Source organism: Leptospira abararensis, from assembly GCF_016918735.1.
Lineage (GTDB): Bacteria > Spirochaetota > Leptospiria > Leptospirales > Leptospiraceae > Leptospira_A > Leptospira_A abararensis.
Window position 1 is genome coordinate 368653 of sequence record NZ_JAFFPR010000060.1, and the last position, 16913, is coordinate 385565.

Consider the following 16913-nt stretch of genomic DNA (forward strand, 5'->3'; position numbering starts at 1 on the left):
GTACCAATCATATGAAAACGATATTGCTAAAACTCCGTTCCCTTCTTTCCAAGGATTCCCTCCCCCATGGAGAGTTGCAGTTTCCGATTCGCTTCAAACTCCTACTCATCACATCAGTTGTATTACTTGTCTCCATGTCAGGAATCATCTTTCTCGCTTCCTATTTTTTCAGAAAGGATAGTGAGGTTCGAGTTAAAGAAAACAATATCAAAATCAATGAAATCTTATCATTAAAAGTAAAGTCCGACTTACATTCAATAAAACAAGATGTTCATATTACAGCCTCTGCCATTTTAAGAAATCCGAACTCTGCCAATGCCATCGCCAAAGAGTTGTTTGAAGAAGATCAAAACTTTCTTTTAATTGGAGCCTATGATGTTAGTCTCGATCCAAAATTTGAAGCTTTAAACGACGATTTTTTACAAAAATACGATTACCAAAAATCAGAAGTAAAGGGATTACTCAGAAACATCCAACCCAAACTAAAAAAATCTTTTAGTGGGACTACCGTGATTTGGAATGCCAGTCCGCATTTTCGCCATCCCATCCTTTGTCTTAGTTTTCCACTTTCAGAATCCAAAGACACACATACGATCCTTGTCACTCTAGTGAAACTAGACAGTCTTTTAGATGCATTCCAAACCTCAGGACCAGTAGAAACCTTTCTAGTCAGTGAAGATGGAAGTGTTCTTGCGCATCCAGATGCGAAAGTTGTTCTCTCAGGAATTAATCTTAATGATCTTCCTATTGTAGAACGAATGAAAAAGTCCACCGTAGACAATGGACAGTTTCGTTATGAATCTAAAGACGGTGTATCTTACCTTGGATCTTTCAAAAAACTTGGATTAGGTGGAGTAGGCGTTGTTTCCCAAGTTCGTGAAGCAAAAATTTTTGAAGAAGTAAATAACATTCAAAAACGGAATGTTTACATACTAATTGTCTCATTAGCTCTTTCTTTTATTTTTGTCTATGTTTTTGCTAAATCGTTATCAACCCCTATTCTAAAATTAGTAGATGCTTCAGAAGAAATTAGACGTGGAAACTACCACATTGAACTCCATGCAACCAGCCATGATGAAATTGGAACGCTAACCAAATCGTTCGTAAGTATGGGACGAGGTTTGGAAGAACGTGAAAAACTAAAAGATTCCTTTGGAAGATTCGTAAACCAAGACATCGCAGAACTTGCTGCCAAAGGAAAACTATCGATTGGTGGGCAAAGAAAGTATTGTACTATCTTTTTCTCTGATATTAGAAGTTTCACAGCTATTTCCGAAAAGTTACAACCAGAAGAGGTTGTAGAATTTTTAAACCAATACATGACTGAGATGGTAAAATGTGTTCAAGAAACTGGTGGGACTGTAGATAAATTTATCGGTGATGCCATCATGGCCACTTGGGGAGCTCTTCGTGATTCAAAAGAACACGCAAAATCAACAGTAGAAGCAGCACTCCGTATGCGAGACAAACTCATTGAGTTTAACAAAGGAAGAGGAACTGTTAAAAAACCGATCATCCAAATCGGATGCGGAATTAACACTGGTTATGTGATTGCAGGACAAATTGGAAGTTCCGATAAAATGGAATACACCGTGATTGGAGATTCGGTCAATCTTGCATCTCGGGTAGAATCTTTAAATAAAGAAACCCATACAGACATCCTCATCACAGAAACTACTTACCAAGAAGTGAAATCCGATTATCATGTGATAAGTATGGGGGAAATTGAATTAAAAGGAAAATCCAAAGCTCAAAAAGTATACGCTGTTCTTGGAAGAAAAACGGATCCCAATTATCCAAAAAATTTGAGCGAACTACAGAAGTTAGTTGGTATTACCGTAATGAAAAAGGGGAAAAAATGAATTTAGATAAACGAGACCGCCTCGTCCTATTCACCCTCTTAGCTGTTGCTCTACTATTTTCCCTTTTATTTTATTTGGATATCAATCGCAAAATTGGGATTGGGGATAGAGAAGTTGTAGGGACCATCTTTTTTAAAAACAATATTGTTCAAAGAAAATTTGAAGATGAGGTGATTTGGGAAAAACTAGAAAACAATAGTCCACTTACCAATAAAGATACAATCCGATCGGAAGCATATTCCGATGCACTCATTCGATTAAAAGATGGAACAGAAATCAATATTGATGAAAATTCAATGTTTAACTTAGATTTGACGGGAGAAGAACCAAATCTTGAATTCACCCAAGGTTCCCTAGAAGTTAAAAAGAACGATACACAACCCAATCAGCTCAAAATCACAAGTTCCGGCAGCGAAATCAATGTCGATTCTGGTAATGTTAAAATTGAAAGATCCAAAGAAAGAGAATTGAGTCTATTTGTTGAAAAAGGTAAAACAACGGTCAAACAAGACGGTAAGTCTGTTGCTGTAGAAGAGGGAAAAAAAGCTGAATTCAAAAAAACAGGAATCGAAATCAAAAAAATTCCCGTTGTATTGATTTCACCTTCTTCTCAAAAATTATTCTTTGCCGAACCAGAAGAAGTATCCGTTCACTTTCAATGGAAAGTCGAATCTGGGTATGAAAATCCTATTTTGGAAATCTCCAGATCACCTAACTTTCAAATGACGCTAATCAACGAAAAGGTGGAAGGGAATCAAGCGGATTTTAAACTAAAAGAAGGTACCTTTTATTGGAGATTAAAGGTTAAAAACAAAGTTGGTTCGGGTAACGAATTCAGTGAAATCAATAAATTTTTTGTAACTAAATTGGAAGTCTTCCAAGGGGAATCTCCTGAGCAAGGAACTGTAATCCCCTTCGTTCAGACATACCCACTTACTACTCTCACTTGGACTAAACTATCCACAGCTAATACTTATAAGTTGATTGTTTCCAATTCTCCTAAACTTACAAATCCGATAAAACTATTGGAAACAACGGCAACCCAAATATCTTATGATGATCTAAAGGAAGGTACCTACTATTGGAAGGTCATTGCCAAGTCATCATTTCCCGATACAAAAGATAGAGAGAGCCAAGTCCTTTCCTTTATCATCAAAAAACAAAACACAGTTCCTGCACCGAAATGGTTACGACCTTCTCCAGGATCTGAAATTTCCGCCGAAGAAATCAAACAGAACCAGGCTATCTTGATTTGGGATGGCAATGCAGAACTAAAATCATATCAGGTAAAAATTGCCAAAGATTCCAAAATGTCATCAATAATGTTTTCTGAAGAAACAGCTTCCAACTTTCTCGTCCCCAACTGGAATCAATTGGGGAAAGGAACTTTTTTTGCAACAATCACTGGAAAATCAAAAGAAGGCAAAGAAACGGAAACCTCTTCCTTACTCAGTTTTACTATAGTAGACAAGAAGAAAAAACCGGAGCCTATAGAAGATCCAACAGAAAGCAAACCTGATCACAAATTAGAACCTAAATTAGAAATGATGTCTCCGAATGGAACCATTGTTCAAATGAAAGGAAAATCCAGTTTAGACTTTCAATGGAAGGTAACAGGAGTGACAGGGGAAAAATATGATCTAGTTTTATACCAACACAGTGGAGATAAAAAGACAGCCATATATAAAATAACAACCAAAGATTCAAAACATAACTTAAAGGATTTAAGTATCCTAGATGAAGGATCTTTCTCTTGGGATCTCAGTGTGTATAAAGATTCGAACTTGTTAATATCCAGAAAGGGAAGTTTTATACTAGCATTGGATCAGTTTAAATCTTTAAAACCTTCTGACATTGAATTCATTTCTCCAAAACGGTTGTATAAAGAAAAAAGATGAAACTAAATACTAAACGAATTCTTATATTATTTTGGTTTATCTCGTTTTCGATTGGAGCACAAGATGGAACCAAACTCATTGCATGGAAACCGATTCCCGAAGCAAGTGGATACCAAATCCAGATCAAAGAAAAATCTGGCAAAATAGTTATCGATAAAAAAATTGATACCGCCTATCACTCCATCGAAGATCTCCCATCCGGTGTTTATCAAGTTAGGACAGCTCCCTTAAACTTATTTAAAAAACCTGCCGTTTGGTCTGCCTGGAAAGATTTAGAAGTCATCATCTCTGAAGCGCCTAAGGTAGTGATAGAAGAACAAAAGCCAATTATACTTCCAAAATCAGAATCAAAAGTTGAAAAAACTATAGCGAATGTTACTATCGAAGGGGAACACTTTTTAGAAGCGACCAAGGTAGATTTAACAAAGAAGAATGAGACACTTCCTATCTTAAGTAAGGAAGTGAAATCACCAGAACGTATTGACTTAAAAGTAGATACAACGGATGCAAAGTCAGGTCCTTATGATTTAACAGTCACCAATCCCTATCAGAAACCTAAGGTAGTTACGAATTTTGTTCAGGTTGAAGAACCAAAACACATGTCTACAGATACGAGCGAAGAATCTGAAAACTCAGGATCCAAAAGGCCGAAAGGGAAACTTTTTCGAGATTACACTTACGAAGAAATGTTAGCATTTTTAAAAACTGATGTTGCAATCAATTGTAAAAACACAAAGATTCCAGCATTAACTTTGAGTGAATGCCATAAAACTTATGTTATATTAAATTTTTCGAGCGAAGACAATCATTCTGTTTTTGAATTCTATAAATTGATTAACGAAAATGAATCTGATCGAATCAGTGCTTATCAATATTTTAGTAAAAACTGCTCGCCTAGATTCCGACCGGCCTTCGAAGGAATGGAATTACAATGGAAAAATCGAATCAATCTGGACCCCGATGAACGCCAATCGTTACTCCAAGAATTGACCAAATTTCGAAGTTGCCCGAGGTAAATTCTTATTCTTTTGCTTGTAAGGAATCCCTTTTTTTAGTCCTATTAAGAGAATGAGATACTCTTTGATTGCATCGGTTGGAATCACGCTTGTCACAATCCAAGCACTTCATTCCGAACCATCCGTTCTAAGCCAAAATGTGAAAGAAGTCACAACTAGAATTCAAGATTTGGCCCTCTACCCTACTCTTTCTAAAAAAAGACTTTATGGTGCCGTTTCTAAAGGTGGTGCCATTCGATTTGATTTAAAGGCAGGGGAATCATCACCCCAGTCGATCGGGATCGGAGTGGCAACCGATGGCAAACTAAAAGAATGGGTTCTCACTGTATACTCAGGAAACGGCCAAAACGAAAATCCAACCATCTTAAGAAAAGAAAAGATCGAAGGGGAAGCGCAGTGGGTCTTTGAATTGTTAGCGCCGCCCGAAGAGATTACCGTAGAGATTCAAAACGTAAGCTCAGAAACTCCCGTGACAGTTGTTGAAATTGTCCATGGTTATTATTATGGATATTCAGTGGATAAGGAAAACAACACCAAACCGCAACCACAGAATCCTACCAAACCAAATCCTACGGATCCAGAAAAACTTTCACCCAATGATGTTCAAAATCGAACGGAATTTTACCGGGCGCCTTTTACAAAAGACTGAATTAGATTCTTAAAGATATAATCGGTATACTCATCATAACATGTCGGGGACATGTGACCTGCATCACTAAAGTTGTTGCAGGTGTAATTTGTATCATCATTCATATTCCAAAACGGAATCCCGTTTGATTTATGATATTCTAACATTCGAGGATACCAATCATGATAAACGGTGTCGACCTTCTCTCCACCCACAGATACCTTTAAATTGCGAATGTGATCCATATAGGGCAATGAAAGTCGAACCCAAATCACAGCAGAGGGAACTCCCAATTGTTTTGCAAGTTCCAAAGATTGGTTTGTAAAACTCAAAACCTGATCAGAAAAATGAAAGGGTACGAGATAGGAATGGAAGTCACCAATCGCTGATTTTTTTAATAACTCTGGTGGAAGAACTGATTGATGAGTGCCAGGAGTCATAGCAGAACCCTTTCCTCGATTCAAATTTTCCATAAGACTATTACGCAATTCACGATAAGGAAATAAAAACATCTCCTTATTTTTAGCCCTAGCTAAAATTATATCTAATTTCGGGCGGTATTGATATGCACGAAACATTCGCTTGGCGATAAGAGTCGAAATATCATCTGTTGAAAATAATGAAAAATGTTTTAACACAAAAGATACATTGAGACCATTTGTCAAAGTTTCATCTACTTTTAATGTAGCTGCTGAATTGTACATTTCGACAGAATGATCGAACAAAAAGAAATCCGGTTTTACATTATCTTTGTGAAACTCTTCCATCCACTGTAAAACATAATCGGGTTTTCCTCCTGGCACGGAAAAGTTAAACATCACCCAACCTGGGTATTTTTTATGAATGTATTCATTATCAAACAAAAGAGCACGAGAATTACCAAAATAAACCAACACTTTGTCTCTATCTTTGTTTGATAAATAAAGCTTTAAATCTTCATATAACCTTTGTTTTTGGATATAGTTAATATCGGAAAGTGATTTTGAAAAATAGGTATGTATGTTTTCGAGAAGTAATAGTTTGTCTAGGCAAAAGGTAAGGAAGACAACTAGGAAAGGGACGAGTAAAAATCGATTACGAATTAAATCCACACTGTCTCCTAAAACTTATAGTAGATAAATTCTCCGCCATCTTGTGAAAGAGTAGCAAGAAGAAAGATTGTAACAATACCAAGCACGGGGACAAGCCATATATCGTGTTTACGAACCCGTTCCCAATACTCCGGAACATATTGTATATGATGGAAAAAAAGTAAGGCAACTGAAGTATAAAAAATTCTCTCCAAGTTTTCAATGTGTTGGAATCGAAAAGAAGAACCATTTCCAAAAAGGGATGTTGCAGAAACCAACCACTCATTGGCATCACCGACAAACATGGACTCCAAACTATTGGAAAAGTGAGTAAAAATACCATAAAAATGATCCACCATGTTAGTTGCATTATTGGATCGAAACATAAGTCCAGAAATAGAAAATAATACAAAGACAATCATAGCTTTGAGAACGATTAGAAATTTGTTTTTTTGAGGTGTTAACTTCCAACCAAGGTTATCTTCGAAATACCTTTCCCCAGCCAAAATTACTCCCCAATAAAATCCCCAACAAATAAAGGTGTAATCAGCGCCATGCCAAAACCCTCCGAGTGTCATGATGATGATTAGGTTAAAGTAGGTACGAAGTTCTCCTTTGCGAGAACCACCGAGTGGGAAGTAAATATAATCCCTAAGCCAAAAAGAAAGTGTAATATGCCACCGTTTCCAAAGTTCTCTCCCTGATGTTGAGAAAAAAGGGGCCTTGAAATTTTCAGGAGTTTCAAATCCTAAGAATAAAGCAATGGAACGAGCCATGTCAGTGAGTCCCGAAAAATCGCTATATACTTGGATCGAATAACAAATCCCAGCGATAAATAAAGAGAAGGAATCATATTCCGCAGGAGATCCAAACACAGGCGAAATGGTAAGAGACATCGGATCAGCAACGAGTACTTTTTTCACAAGCCCTGACATAAGTAAGTAAGATGCTCGGTACATCTTTTCTTTGTTTGGTGTGAGTTTGTCCAAGTTCGGAAAAAAGTCGGACATCCTCATGATGGGTCCGGCGATGAGCACAGGGAAAAAGGCCACAAACAAAAAGTAATCTTCTACTTTGACTACAGGTTTTGTTGAATCACGATAAGTATCAACAGCGGCAGCAATGACTTGAAAGGTATAAAAACTAATCGCTAGAGGTAACGCAATATGAATGAGATCCGGGACCTGTTTAAAGAACGGATAGTTAGTTAGATCAGCAAGAACCTTGCTGAAAAAATAAATATATTTAAAAAATCCTAAATTGATAAGGTTGAGTGAGACAGTTAGTCCAATCCAAAACTTAGTGGGACTTAATTTGATTTTTCGATAAAGAAGATAATTGATGCTAATGACGACAAGAAAGTGGACAGTTAATGCCAAAGAAAAGTAGGCATAAAAACCAATTCCTGCCATGAGTAAGAAATACTTACGAGTTGCCTTCGGAATAGCCCAATAGAGCAAATAGACTATGGAAAAGAAGATTAAAAATGGGATTGAGTTGAACAACATATCAAGGAAGGAATTGTCTCTCCCAGTAATCGGTTTCCGAACTTGGTGTCAATCCTTCTTTCAGGTGGTTAAATTCGGTTTCGTCCTCTTCGGCTTCTCGTTTGACCCAGTCTGCATAAAATTCTTCGGAAGTCATTCGTTTGGCCCGAAGCCTACGAGCAAAACTAACAATTTCTTTATCGGAGGTGATCACCAAACACTGTGAAGGTACTGGGCAAAGATTGAGATAACCGATGATAAGTTCATCTGCTTTTTTTTCATGACTGTAATGAACTGAGAATTCACCCCATTCTTCCGAATAACAATCAGAGGTAAGGTCCTTTTTTCCGTCGAAAAATACTAAAATCTTAGAATGTTTCTTCTCCGCATAGAATCGTTTCAGGTGGGCCAATAACCCGTCCCGGGCATCTTGCAGGCGGTATTCCCCCAAACAAAAAGCCAAATCGGGAAATTTATACATTAGATTCATCCCGTCGATCAGGATTCTCTCATTTACGGGCACAACTCTATTGAAACCACTTGCCAGATTCGATTAAACCAAAAAAACGTAAACATGGGGAAAAAAATAATCATCGTCGGTGCCTCGAGTGGGATCGGAAAAGCCATAGCAGAAGCTGAATTGAACGCGGGGAATTCCGTGGTCCTTTTGGCAAGAAGGGAAAAGTCCCTAGAGTCCATAGCCAAAAAAGCCAATTTAGGAAAAGAGAAAAGAGCCTTTCCTTTGGTCTTTGATGTGACTAAATTTTCCACTGCAGAAAAAACATTTCAAAAAGCCGTCTCGTTACTTGGCAAAGTGGACGAAGTGTATTTTGCCTCTGGTGTAATGCCTGAAATCTCTCCTAACGAATACAATACGACAAAAGATTTGGAAATGTTAAATGTAAACGTTTTAGGTGCCGTTGCTTTCCTAAATCCCGTGGCTACTTATTTTACGAAACAAAAGTCTGGTAAAATTGTAGGGATCTCATCCATTGCTGGAGAAAGGGGTCGTAAAGGAAATCCAGTTTACAATACTTCCAAAGCGGCCCTCAACACATACCTAGAAGCACTTCGTAACCGGCTGTCAGAGTCCAATGTCCAAGTAACAACCATTAAACCAGGATTTGTCATCACAGAAATGACTAAGGGTCTCAAACTTCCTGAAAAAGGATTACTCAAAGCGATCACCGCTGAAGAAGCTGCGGAAAAAATTCGTAACATTGTGGCGAGCGGAAAAGACGAAGCATTTGTTCCCGGGATCTGGGCACTCGTTGGTCTTATCATTCGTAACATTCCCAATTTCATTTTTAAAAAACTGAGTATATAACATGGTCGCAAAAAAAACAAAATCCATTCCTGATATGAAAGTTCCCAAGAAGGAAAAGGTGGAAGCATGGGGGATGAGTTCTTTTTCTCTTTCTCCAGTATTTCGTCCAGAGACAGAAGAAGAAATCAAAGAACTCTTTGTATGGGCAAACCAAACAGGCACTAAAGTGGCGTTACGTGGTGGTGGCTGTAGTTACGGCGATGCATCCACAAATACTGATGGAATTGTTTTAGATCTAACTCATTTCAACAAGGTTTTAGATTTTAACTTAAAAACCGGAGTGATGACAGTTCAATCTGGAGCACGAATCAAAGACCTTTGGGAAACAGGAATTGAAAACGGATATTGGCCACCTGTAGTTTCTGGAACCATGATGCCAACACTTGGTGGTGCACTTTCTATGAACATTCATGGAAAAAATAACTTCAAAGTGGGAACCATCGGCGAACATATCAAAGAATTTACATTTCTAACTGCCAAAGGAGATATCCTGGTTTGTTCTCCTAAAAAAAATACAGATCTATTTTATTCTGCAATTTCCGGCTTTGGAATGTTAGGTTGTTTTCTAACAGTACAAATCAAAATGAAACCAATTTACGCAGGTAAGATGAAAATTGATCCAGTGTATGTTAGAAACTTTGATGAACTATTTGCCTACTTTGAAGAACATTATCAATCATCCGATTATTTAGTTGGTTGGATCGATGCGTTTGCTTCCGGAAAATCAATGGGGAGAGGCCAAATCCACAAGGCTACCAATTTAAAAGAAGGAGAAGATCCTGATTTTCCTGGAAACTGTTTATTGGAAAGACAACACCTTCCTACTCGTTTGTTTTATCTGATTCCAAAAAAATGGATGTGGATTCTTATGAGGCCCTTTAGTTTTAATTTGGGAATGCGTCTTATCAATTTAGCAAAATGTATTGCAAGCATTCTCGTAAACCATAAAGCATATTACCAAGGTCATGCGGAATATGCTTTTCTTTTGGACTATGTTCCCAATTGGAAATTTGTATATAAACCGGGGGCAATGATTCAGTACCAAGTTTTTATTCCCAAAGAGAGCGCCAAACAAGCATTCCGTGAAATCTTTACCATTTGCCAAGAGAGAGGAATCGTAAACTATCTATCTGTTTTCAAAAAACACAAACCAGATCCATTTCTTTTAACCCATGCAGTGGATGGATTTTCCATGGCTATGGACTTTCCGGTTACCAAAGGTAACAGAGACAAACTTTGGGCACTTTGCCATGAAATGGACGAAATTGTTTTAAAACACAAAGGTAGATTTTACTTTGCTAAGGACTCAACACTACGCAAACGTGTGATGGAATCTTACTTCCCCAAAGACAATCTCAAAAGATTTCACTCTTTAAAGAAAAAATACGATCCTAAAGGAATTTTACAAACTGACCTTTACAAACGAGTGTTTCTAACTTAAATATTAGTGTTTCTCGCATAGTCTTTCAATCTATGCGAGAAACAGATTCAAATCTTAACCATGTATTGGATTCAAAAGAAAACTGAAATACAGACAGATAGATTTAAATATTCATTCGTCTGTATAAAAAATACGCCGCCGAAGTAAAGATAACCGGTGTCATCCACATACCAATCGAAATCGGTAAAGCGCCATTCTCTGCCAAAGTTTTAGCCGTAGAATTTAGAATATAATACAATAAAACTACTGCGATGGTGAGACCAAGACTTGCCACGCCTGCCGAACGTTTGGTGATGGCACCAGCAAGTGCTCCCAGAGCAACAACTACAAAAGACATGAGCGGCATAGCAAATGCCATATGTTGTTGGACGATCACATTGCGAAAAGGAATACCTTTTGTGATCCTAGACTCAATTTCATCTGCCAATTCAAAAAAGTTCATTTCTTCTGGATTCCGAATGGGTTTCGAAAAATAAGCCAAGTCTTCTGGAAAGTCATAAGTTTTTTCGGGATACTTGATTCGAGAAACAAGTTCTAAGTTATCATTGAACCTGACTTCTTCTGCGTCATACAAAACCCAGCTGTGTGGTGATGGGATAAATTTTGCTTTTTGAGAGGATACAGTATAAGTAGGATAACCGTCTGGTTTGATTTCAATGTAATTGAATCCTCCTTTTACAGTATTATCTTTTTCATCGATCCAATAGACATAATAGAATCCTTTTTTGCCTTTAATATGCAATTGGTATACAAAATCTATCAGACGATTGGAACCCTTAACCATCATACTATATTCAATTTGGGCCTGTTTGTTAGCTGGGATCACGACTGTTTGACCAAATAGAGTCATAAAAAGCCACATAGCGATTCCAAAAAATAAAATGGGTGTAATGATACGGAAAAAGGAGACTCCGGCAACCATCATCGCAACAAGTTCTTTGTTTACACTAAATTGACCGATGACAAAACAAACGGAAAACATGAGAGCTGGTGCGACCACCTGATCCACCATCGATGGCAAAGAATACAAAACATGCAAATACACATGCACTTGATTTACTTTTGAAGAAACCAAATACTTCATCACGTCTGTGAATTTATAAATCACAATCATGGAAGTAAGCATGATGAGAGTACCAATAAAGGTTTTAAAAAAATCTAAAAATAAATAACGATCTAAAGTGCGAAAAGGAATGAATTCTTTTTTGAACCAAAGAAAGGGTTTTAACAACAAATTCATAAAATTTCCAATAACAACATACTCATATCGTCGGAAATTCGTTTTGCCGAAAATGACATTGAGTCCTCATATAGAGCATTCAAAAATTCTTCACCTTTTTTGTCAGAATGATTTTTTACCGAAGAGAGTAAATGTTCGTCTCCATAAATCTCACCTGCATCGTCAAAAACTTCTAAAATTCCATCAGAATAGAGTAAAATACGATCTCCTGGATTGGGAGTAAGAGTAAAATCCTTTAGATTGGGTTTTAGATAGGATACAATGAGGGTTCCCATTCCTTCCATAAACTTCGGTTCGGAATCTTTTTCCATACGGATTAGGGGTGGGTGACCCGCAATAGAATATTGGATTTCTCTTGTGGTTGTATCAACAAATAATACACAAGCGCTGATGTGATTATTGGGAACTAATGCCTGTAAGTCTGTATGAATCGATTTTAAACAAGCAGAAGGTTCTGTCTGGTTCCCGTGAATTTTAAAAGCAAGGACGGCCATGGCAGAAACCATAGCAGAGGCAATTCCATGACCAGAAACATCGGCAAAAAAAAGTGCCAACTTTCCATCTTCTCTTTCCAGAAAACTTATGGCGTCTCCGCCCACTTGTCCAAAGGAGCGAAAAAAGGAATGAAGTCTCATTCCTTTTGTTTTAGGCCACTCGGTGGTTACCAGATTGGACTGGGTTTCATTTGCTAAATCCAATTCGTTTAACATACGGTCCTGAAATCCTTTGAGTTGGGATTCCGAAACACGAAGTTTTTCAACAGAGCTCAATCGAATATTGAGTGTTAGATAGGAAACAAGAGCTGGTGTGATGATGGCCGAAAGATATAACGGCAAATCCACTTGTGGTTCTTTCGTGTAAAGGCCAATGATAATTCCAGCAGAAGACACAGTTCCCAAATAAGAAACAAGGGATCTTCTATCCACAAAACTAACGCCAATACAAGAAAGTACCAAAATCATTCCAACCAGATAACCGATGTAAAGTGAGTTCCAATACAAAAGAATAAGAGAGTGGGCACTCATGGTATAAAAGAAAAATAACATGATGGATTGGATTTGTTTACGAACCCAATCAGACACATAAGTGGCAAAGAAAAAACCTAAGGTTACTGAGGCGTGTAAGATACGAATCCACTTGGGATCATACAATCCCAACTCATCAATGGGTGCAAAAACTCCAAAACCAATAAAACTAAAAAAAACAATAAGGCAGATTCTTGAAATCTTCATTACCTCATCATCAAGTTTAAATCGTTCTTGGAAGGATTGTTTTATCATACCAAATGGTTAGATCCAAATTTTGTTTTAAAATGGTCAGGAAGAGCCGATGGTTTTTGTAATTCAAAATCAAACCACACAAAAGCAGCGTTTCCAGTCAGAACACATTCCTCGTTTTCATTCCACATAGAACAAATCACCGTAAAGGCTCGAGAGGATATGGAATCCACTTCCAATGAAATTTCTAAAGTGGCGGGGAAAACCACTTGTTTGCGATAATCCATATCCAAATGAGTGAGGACTGGCCCTGCTTTAACAGGTTTTAGTGGGGAATCCCACAAACCTTCTTTTGTAAAATAATCAGCCCTGGCAGATTCAAAGTATCTGACGTAAGTAACATTGTTTACATGCCCGAAGGCATCCATCTCACCCCAGACTACTTGTTGGGTGAATTTATGTTTGTATTTGCTTGGTTTTGGCATTTTATTTTACCGAACTTCAAATAAGGAAAGAGATAAAACTTTTCCATCTCTATCTTTTACTTGCAAACGATACTCTCCCTTCTTTGGTTCCCAGAGGTAAGGCCCTTCTGCGGAACCAATCTTTTCATCGTTTAAATAATAAGAATACGAAACCTCGTAGGAACTGAAAGTAAAGAGGATTTTTTGACGGCCAAAGGGAATATCTGGATCCAATGCAAAAATACTTCCACTGATAGGAGTCAAAATTCTCTTTGACTTTGTTTTCTCTACTCCGCCGTCTTTAGACAGACTATATGCCGTATCTGTTGGATTTTCCAGTTCTGGTTTTATTAATTTTGAATCTAGTGACTCATGTAAAATATCCATTGTCTCTCGCCAAACAGGAGCGGCTCCGGTGATCCCCGAGACATCTAACATCGGTGCTCCTGTAGGATTTCCTACCCAAACACCTACTGTATAAAATTCTGAATAACCAATACACCAATTATCTCTCATGTCTTGGCTTGTGCCTGTTTTGACTGATGTATAATACGATGTTGATAGATAATTATCCCAGCCAAATCCCAAGGATCGTGCCTCTCGGTCAGCAAGGATCTCTGATACCATATAACTAACAGTAGGTGAAAAAACTCTAACAGAAGAATGGCTTTTTTTAGAAGGTTGGAAAGTAAAGTCAGAATAAACTCCCGCATTGGCAAGGGTGCGGTAGGCGTTGGTAAGTTCCAGTAGAGTCATATCAGCAGTCCCTAGTGCCAAGGAGGGACCATAAAACTCAGGATACCGAAGGCCACTGATTCCCAACCTCTCTAACACAAAAACAAATTCATTGATGTCTAAAAAAGACAAAGCCCGGATGGCAGGAATGTTGAGAGAGGAGGCTAAACTTTGTCTTACCGTTACGTTTCCCTTATAGGACTTATCATAGTTTAACGGACGATAGATTCCCTGGTAAACAGGAATCCCTACCGGAGAATCAGAAAGAATAGAATCAGGAGTGAGTTTGTTTTCTTGAAAATTCTGTGCATAAACAAATGGTTTTAGAGTGGAACCCACTTGTCTTTTGCTTCGAATGAGGTCTAGTTTTGCAACAGAACTTTCTTCTCCAATATTGGGAACATAAACAAGAATCTGCCCTGTTCGATTATCGATTACGATGACGGCCCCATCCTTAACATTTTTATCGGCAAGGGTCTTTACATTTCGTTTCAAGATCTCTTCTACTTTTCTTTGGAAGTTTAAAGATAAGGAAGATGATACTTGCGAATTCAAATATCCATCTGCTTTGGAGAAATCTAAAAGAGCTTTTGTAAATAAAGGAACAAAAGAAGGATACTGCGAATAATCCAAATTACGAAACAAGGATTCTCTCACCAAACGAGAAATGTCAGAACAATCATCCACCCCATCTCTCTCCATTTTCAGTAAACAAACACGCCGCGCCACTTTTTCAATAGAACTTTGCGGGGAACGAATGAGAGCGGCGAGTAGATAGGATTCGTTAGGTGTCAGTGCCTCAGGCGATTTCCGAAATAATCCCTTACTTGCGGAAGTAATTCCTTTTAGTTCACCTCTGAAGTAAATTAAGTTGCTATAGGCTGTAAAAATTTCTTCCTTAGTCCAAGTTTCTTCCAGCTCCACCGCTCTTTGGATTTGTTTTAGTTTTTGAAAGATTGACCTACGTTTGGATTCCTTTGGTTGTAATTCCAAATCCAAAAGAGAGACCAGTTGCATCGTAATTGTCGATCCACCACGTAAGGTTGACCCGGTGAAATTTCCTAGGAAGGAAGAAACCAAAGCATTGGAATCCACTCCCCCATGAGTAAAGAATCTTTTGTCTTCTGCATGTACCACCGACTCAATGAATGATTTAGGAAGTTTATCGTAGTCAGTCCATTCTTCGGATCGGTATCCATTTTTGATTCGATATCTTTGGACCAATTGCCCATTCCGATCAAACACTTGTATGTCGGAAGGTTGGTAAGTGAATTTTACTTCTTCATAAGTAGGTAAAGACCAAAGAGGAGATCCTAGAAATAGGAAAACGAATAAAACAATGGAAACTAAATTTCGAATGGATTCAAAATCAAGACAGTTTTTTTTACCGAAAAGTAGTCTCGGCATTTTCATAACCTGTTTCGATGATCGAATGGCTTCCATACTCCCTCACTTTATGAGGAACTGATGCCCAAATTTTATCAATGGCTTGGCGTTCTGGAATTTGGCATAAAATCAAAAAAGGTTTTTTCGTAGATACACAAAAGTTATATAATTGTTCCAACATCTCTTTCATACGGGCGGGAGTTTCCGACCAATAAGTGTAAGGCGGATCTAAATAAAAAATATAAGCCTCTTCCTCACTCAATTCCCACTTTAACGTATGTTTGGTTGCATCTTTTCGAAACAATTGTACATTAGTGAGGCCTCGAAAAAGAGAGTGGAGTTGCCTAAACCTAGTTTGGTCTAATTCGTAAGTTAGGAGTCTTTTGACAGATAGGCTATAAGCTTCGGCAGAAATTTGTCCACTTCCTGCAAAGTAATCACAAAACAAGACAGATTCAAAACTAAGACCCCAAGAAAGCAGACGAGAGTCCATCAAAGAAAAAATGGCTTTTTTCATAAGGCTATTGGTAAAATTTAAATGTCCGGATACATCTGCTGGAGAAGGAATTTCTTTCCCTTTCCACTTACCTTGTGATACACGTAGTCCTTTCATTTACTTACCTGAAGACTTAATTTCTTCTAATTGAGATAACACATGTTTGGAGGGAGAATTTGCCTCAATTTCTAAAAAAACCTTCTTTGCTTCCGACTCATTTTTTAAATCCATTAACCCAAGACCATACAATAGGAGTGCATCGTTGTATTTGGGGCTTTGTTTTCCTGACTTTTGGAAATCTTTTCCCCACTCAATGAGTAAATCCGACTCCCCAAAGACAAGTGCTCGTTCCATAAATAGATAAATGGCGTTCCAATAGTGAACCGATGATCTGAAGTTAGGTGGAGATTCCCGAATTACCTTAGTCTTTAGTTGAGACCAATTTTCCTCTGTGGAAACATAAAGAAAAAAAATCCTAGGATCTTTCTCTCCCTCTGGCCCATTCAAATACTGGAGGGAGCCTTTGGATACAGTCGCGTAATTTCCTTTTTTGAATTCTGTGTATAGGGTCGAAAAACCGGAGGCCTCGCCCCAAAGGAGCGAAGGTAGAATCAAAAAACCAAAAATATACTGAAAATAAGTCAAA

15 protein-coding genes are annotated in these 16913 nt (G+C 37.9%); 6 read left to right on the forward strand and 9 right to left on the reverse strand.

The window, feature by feature from the left end; translation table 11 throughout:
- Nucleotides 1–11 precede the first annotated feature (11 nt).
- Genes JWG40_RS18980 through JWG40_RS18995 form a run of 4 tightly spaced genes read left to right on the forward strand, consistent with a single transcriptional unit; the run spans nucleotide 12 to nucleotide 5425 of the window.
- Complete coding sequence (locus JWG40_RS18980; RefSeq protein WP_205287318.1) at nucleotides 12–1862, forward strand: adenylate/guanylate cyclase domain-containing protein; 1851 nt, start codon at nucleotides 12–14, stop codon at nucleotides 1860–1862.
- The gene (locus JWG40_RS18985; RefSeq protein ID WP_205287319.1) at nucleotides 1859–3760 is read left to right on the forward strand and encodes a FecR domain-containing protein; all 1902 of its coding nucleotides are present in this window, start codon (nucleotides 1859–1861) and stop codon (nucleotides 3758–3760) included. Before JWG40_RS18980 ends, JWG40_RS18985 begins: the two co-directional genes overlap by 4 nt.
- Nucleotides 3757–4776 (forward strand): hypothetical protein, encoded by a 1020-nt coding sequence (locus JWG40_RS18990; RefSeq protein ID WP_205287320.1) that lies wholly within the window; start codon nucleotides 3757–3759, stop codon nucleotides 4774–4776. The genes JWG40_RS18985 and JWG40_RS18990 overlap by 4 nt, the downstream gene beginning before the upstream one ends.
- 52 nt (nucleotides 4777–4828) lie before the next feature.
- Nucleotides 4829–5425: a hypothetical protein gene (locus JWG40_RS18995; protein WP_232369498.1), complete on the forward strand. Its 597-nt coding sequence runs from the start codon at nucleotides 4829–4831 to the stop codon at nucleotides 5423–5425.
- Here JWG40_RS18995 and JWG40_RS19000 read toward each other — a convergent pair.
- The 3 genes from JWG40_RS19000 to JWG40_RS19010 are packed head-to-tail and all read right to left on the reverse strand — an operon-like array spanning nucleotide 5398 to nucleotide 8484.
- The gene (locus tag JWG40_RS19000; protein ID WP_205287321.1) at nucleotides 5398–6495 is read right to left on the reverse strand and encodes a DUF1574 domain-containing protein; all 1098 of its coding nucleotides are present in this window, start codon (nucleotides 6493–6495) and stop codon (nucleotides 5398–5400) included. The two genes, JWG40_RS18995 and JWG40_RS19000, sit on opposite strands and share 28 nt — an antisense overlap.
- Before the next feature lie 8 nt (nucleotides 6496–6503).
- Nucleotides 6504–7982 (reverse strand): MBOAT family O-acyltransferase, encoded by a 1479-nt coding sequence (locus tag JWG40_RS19005; RefSeq protein WP_205287322.1) that lies wholly within the window; start codon nucleotides 7980–7982, stop codon nucleotides 6504–6506.
- A 1-nt stretch (nucleotide 7983) separates the two neighbouring features.
- Nucleotides 7984–8484, reverse strand: coding sequence for an NYN domain-containing protein (locus JWG40_RS19010; RefSeq protein ID WP_332471109.1), 501 nt, complete (start codon nucleotides 8482–8484; stop codon nucleotides 7984–7986).
- 51 nt (nucleotides 8485–8535) lie between these two features.
- Here JWG40_RS19010 and JWG40_RS19015 point away from each other — a divergent pair, with 51 nt between their 5' ends.
- Together JWG40_RS19015 and JWG40_RS19020 are read left to right on the forward strand one after the other, a co-directional pair.
- Nucleotides 8536–9288 carry an SDR family NAD(P)-dependent oxidoreductase gene (locus tag JWG40_RS19015; RefSeq protein ID WP_205287324.1) on the forward strand — a complete coding sequence of 251 codons (753 nt, stop codon included), beginning with the start codon at nucleotides 8536–8538 and terminating at the stop codon, nucleotides 9286–9288.
- A 1-nt stretch (nucleotide 9289) separates the two neighbouring features.
- Nucleotides 9290–10729 carry an FAD-binding oxidoreductase gene (locus tag JWG40_RS19020; RefSeq protein ID WP_205287325.1) on the forward strand — a complete coding sequence of 480 codons (1440 nt, stop codon included), beginning with the start codon at nucleotides 9290–9292 and terminating at the stop codon, nucleotides 10727–10729.
- A 103-nt stretch (nucleotides 10730–10832) separates the two neighbouring features.
- On the opposite strand, the gene JWG40_RS19025 is transcribed toward JWG40_RS19020, so the two are convergent.
- Genes JWG40_RS19025 through JWG40_RS19050 form a run of 6 tightly spaced genes read right to left on the reverse strand, consistent with a single transcriptional unit; the run spans nucleotide 10833 to nucleotide 16912 of the window.
- On the reverse strand, nucleotides 10833–11969 hold the full coding sequence (locus JWG40_RS19025) for an LptF/LptG family permease (protein WP_205287326.1): 1137 nt from the start codon (nucleotides 11967–11969) through the stop codon (nucleotides 10833–10835).
- Nucleotides 11966–13249: a PP2C family protein-serine/threonine phosphatase gene (locus JWG40_RS19030; RefSeq protein ID WP_205287327.1), complete on the reverse strand. Its 1284-nt coding sequence runs from the start codon at nucleotides 13247–13249 to the stop codon at nucleotides 11966–11968. Before JWG40_RS19030 ends, JWG40_RS19025 begins: the two co-directional genes overlap by 4 nt.
- Nucleotides 13246–13671, reverse strand: a complete 426-nt coding sequence (locus JWG40_RS19035) for an acyl-CoA thioesterase (RefSeq protein ID WP_205287328.1) — start codon at nucleotides 13669–13671, stop codon at nucleotides 13246–13248. Before JWG40_RS19035 ends, JWG40_RS19030 begins: the two co-directional genes overlap by 4 nt.
- 6 nt (nucleotides 13672–13677) lie before the next feature.
- A complete protein-coding gene (pbpC, locus tag JWG40_RS19040) occupies nucleotides 13678–15792 on the reverse strand; it encodes a penicillin-binding protein 1C (RefSeq protein WP_205287329.1) in 2115 nt (704 codons plus the stop codon).
- Nucleotides 15770–16384: an RsmD family RNA methyltransferase gene (locus tag JWG40_RS19045; RefSeq protein WP_205287330.1), complete on the reverse strand. Its 615-nt coding sequence runs from the start codon at nucleotides 16382–16384 to the stop codon at nucleotides 15770–15772. Before JWG40_RS19045 ends, pbpC begins: the two co-directional genes overlap by 23 nt.
- A complete protein-coding gene (locus JWG40_RS19050) occupies nucleotides 16385–16912 on the reverse strand; it encodes a hypothetical protein (RefSeq protein WP_205287331.1) in 528 nt (175 codons plus the stop codon). It lies immediately after the preceding gene.
- Between the last annotated feature and the right edge of the window lies 1 nt (nucleotide 16913).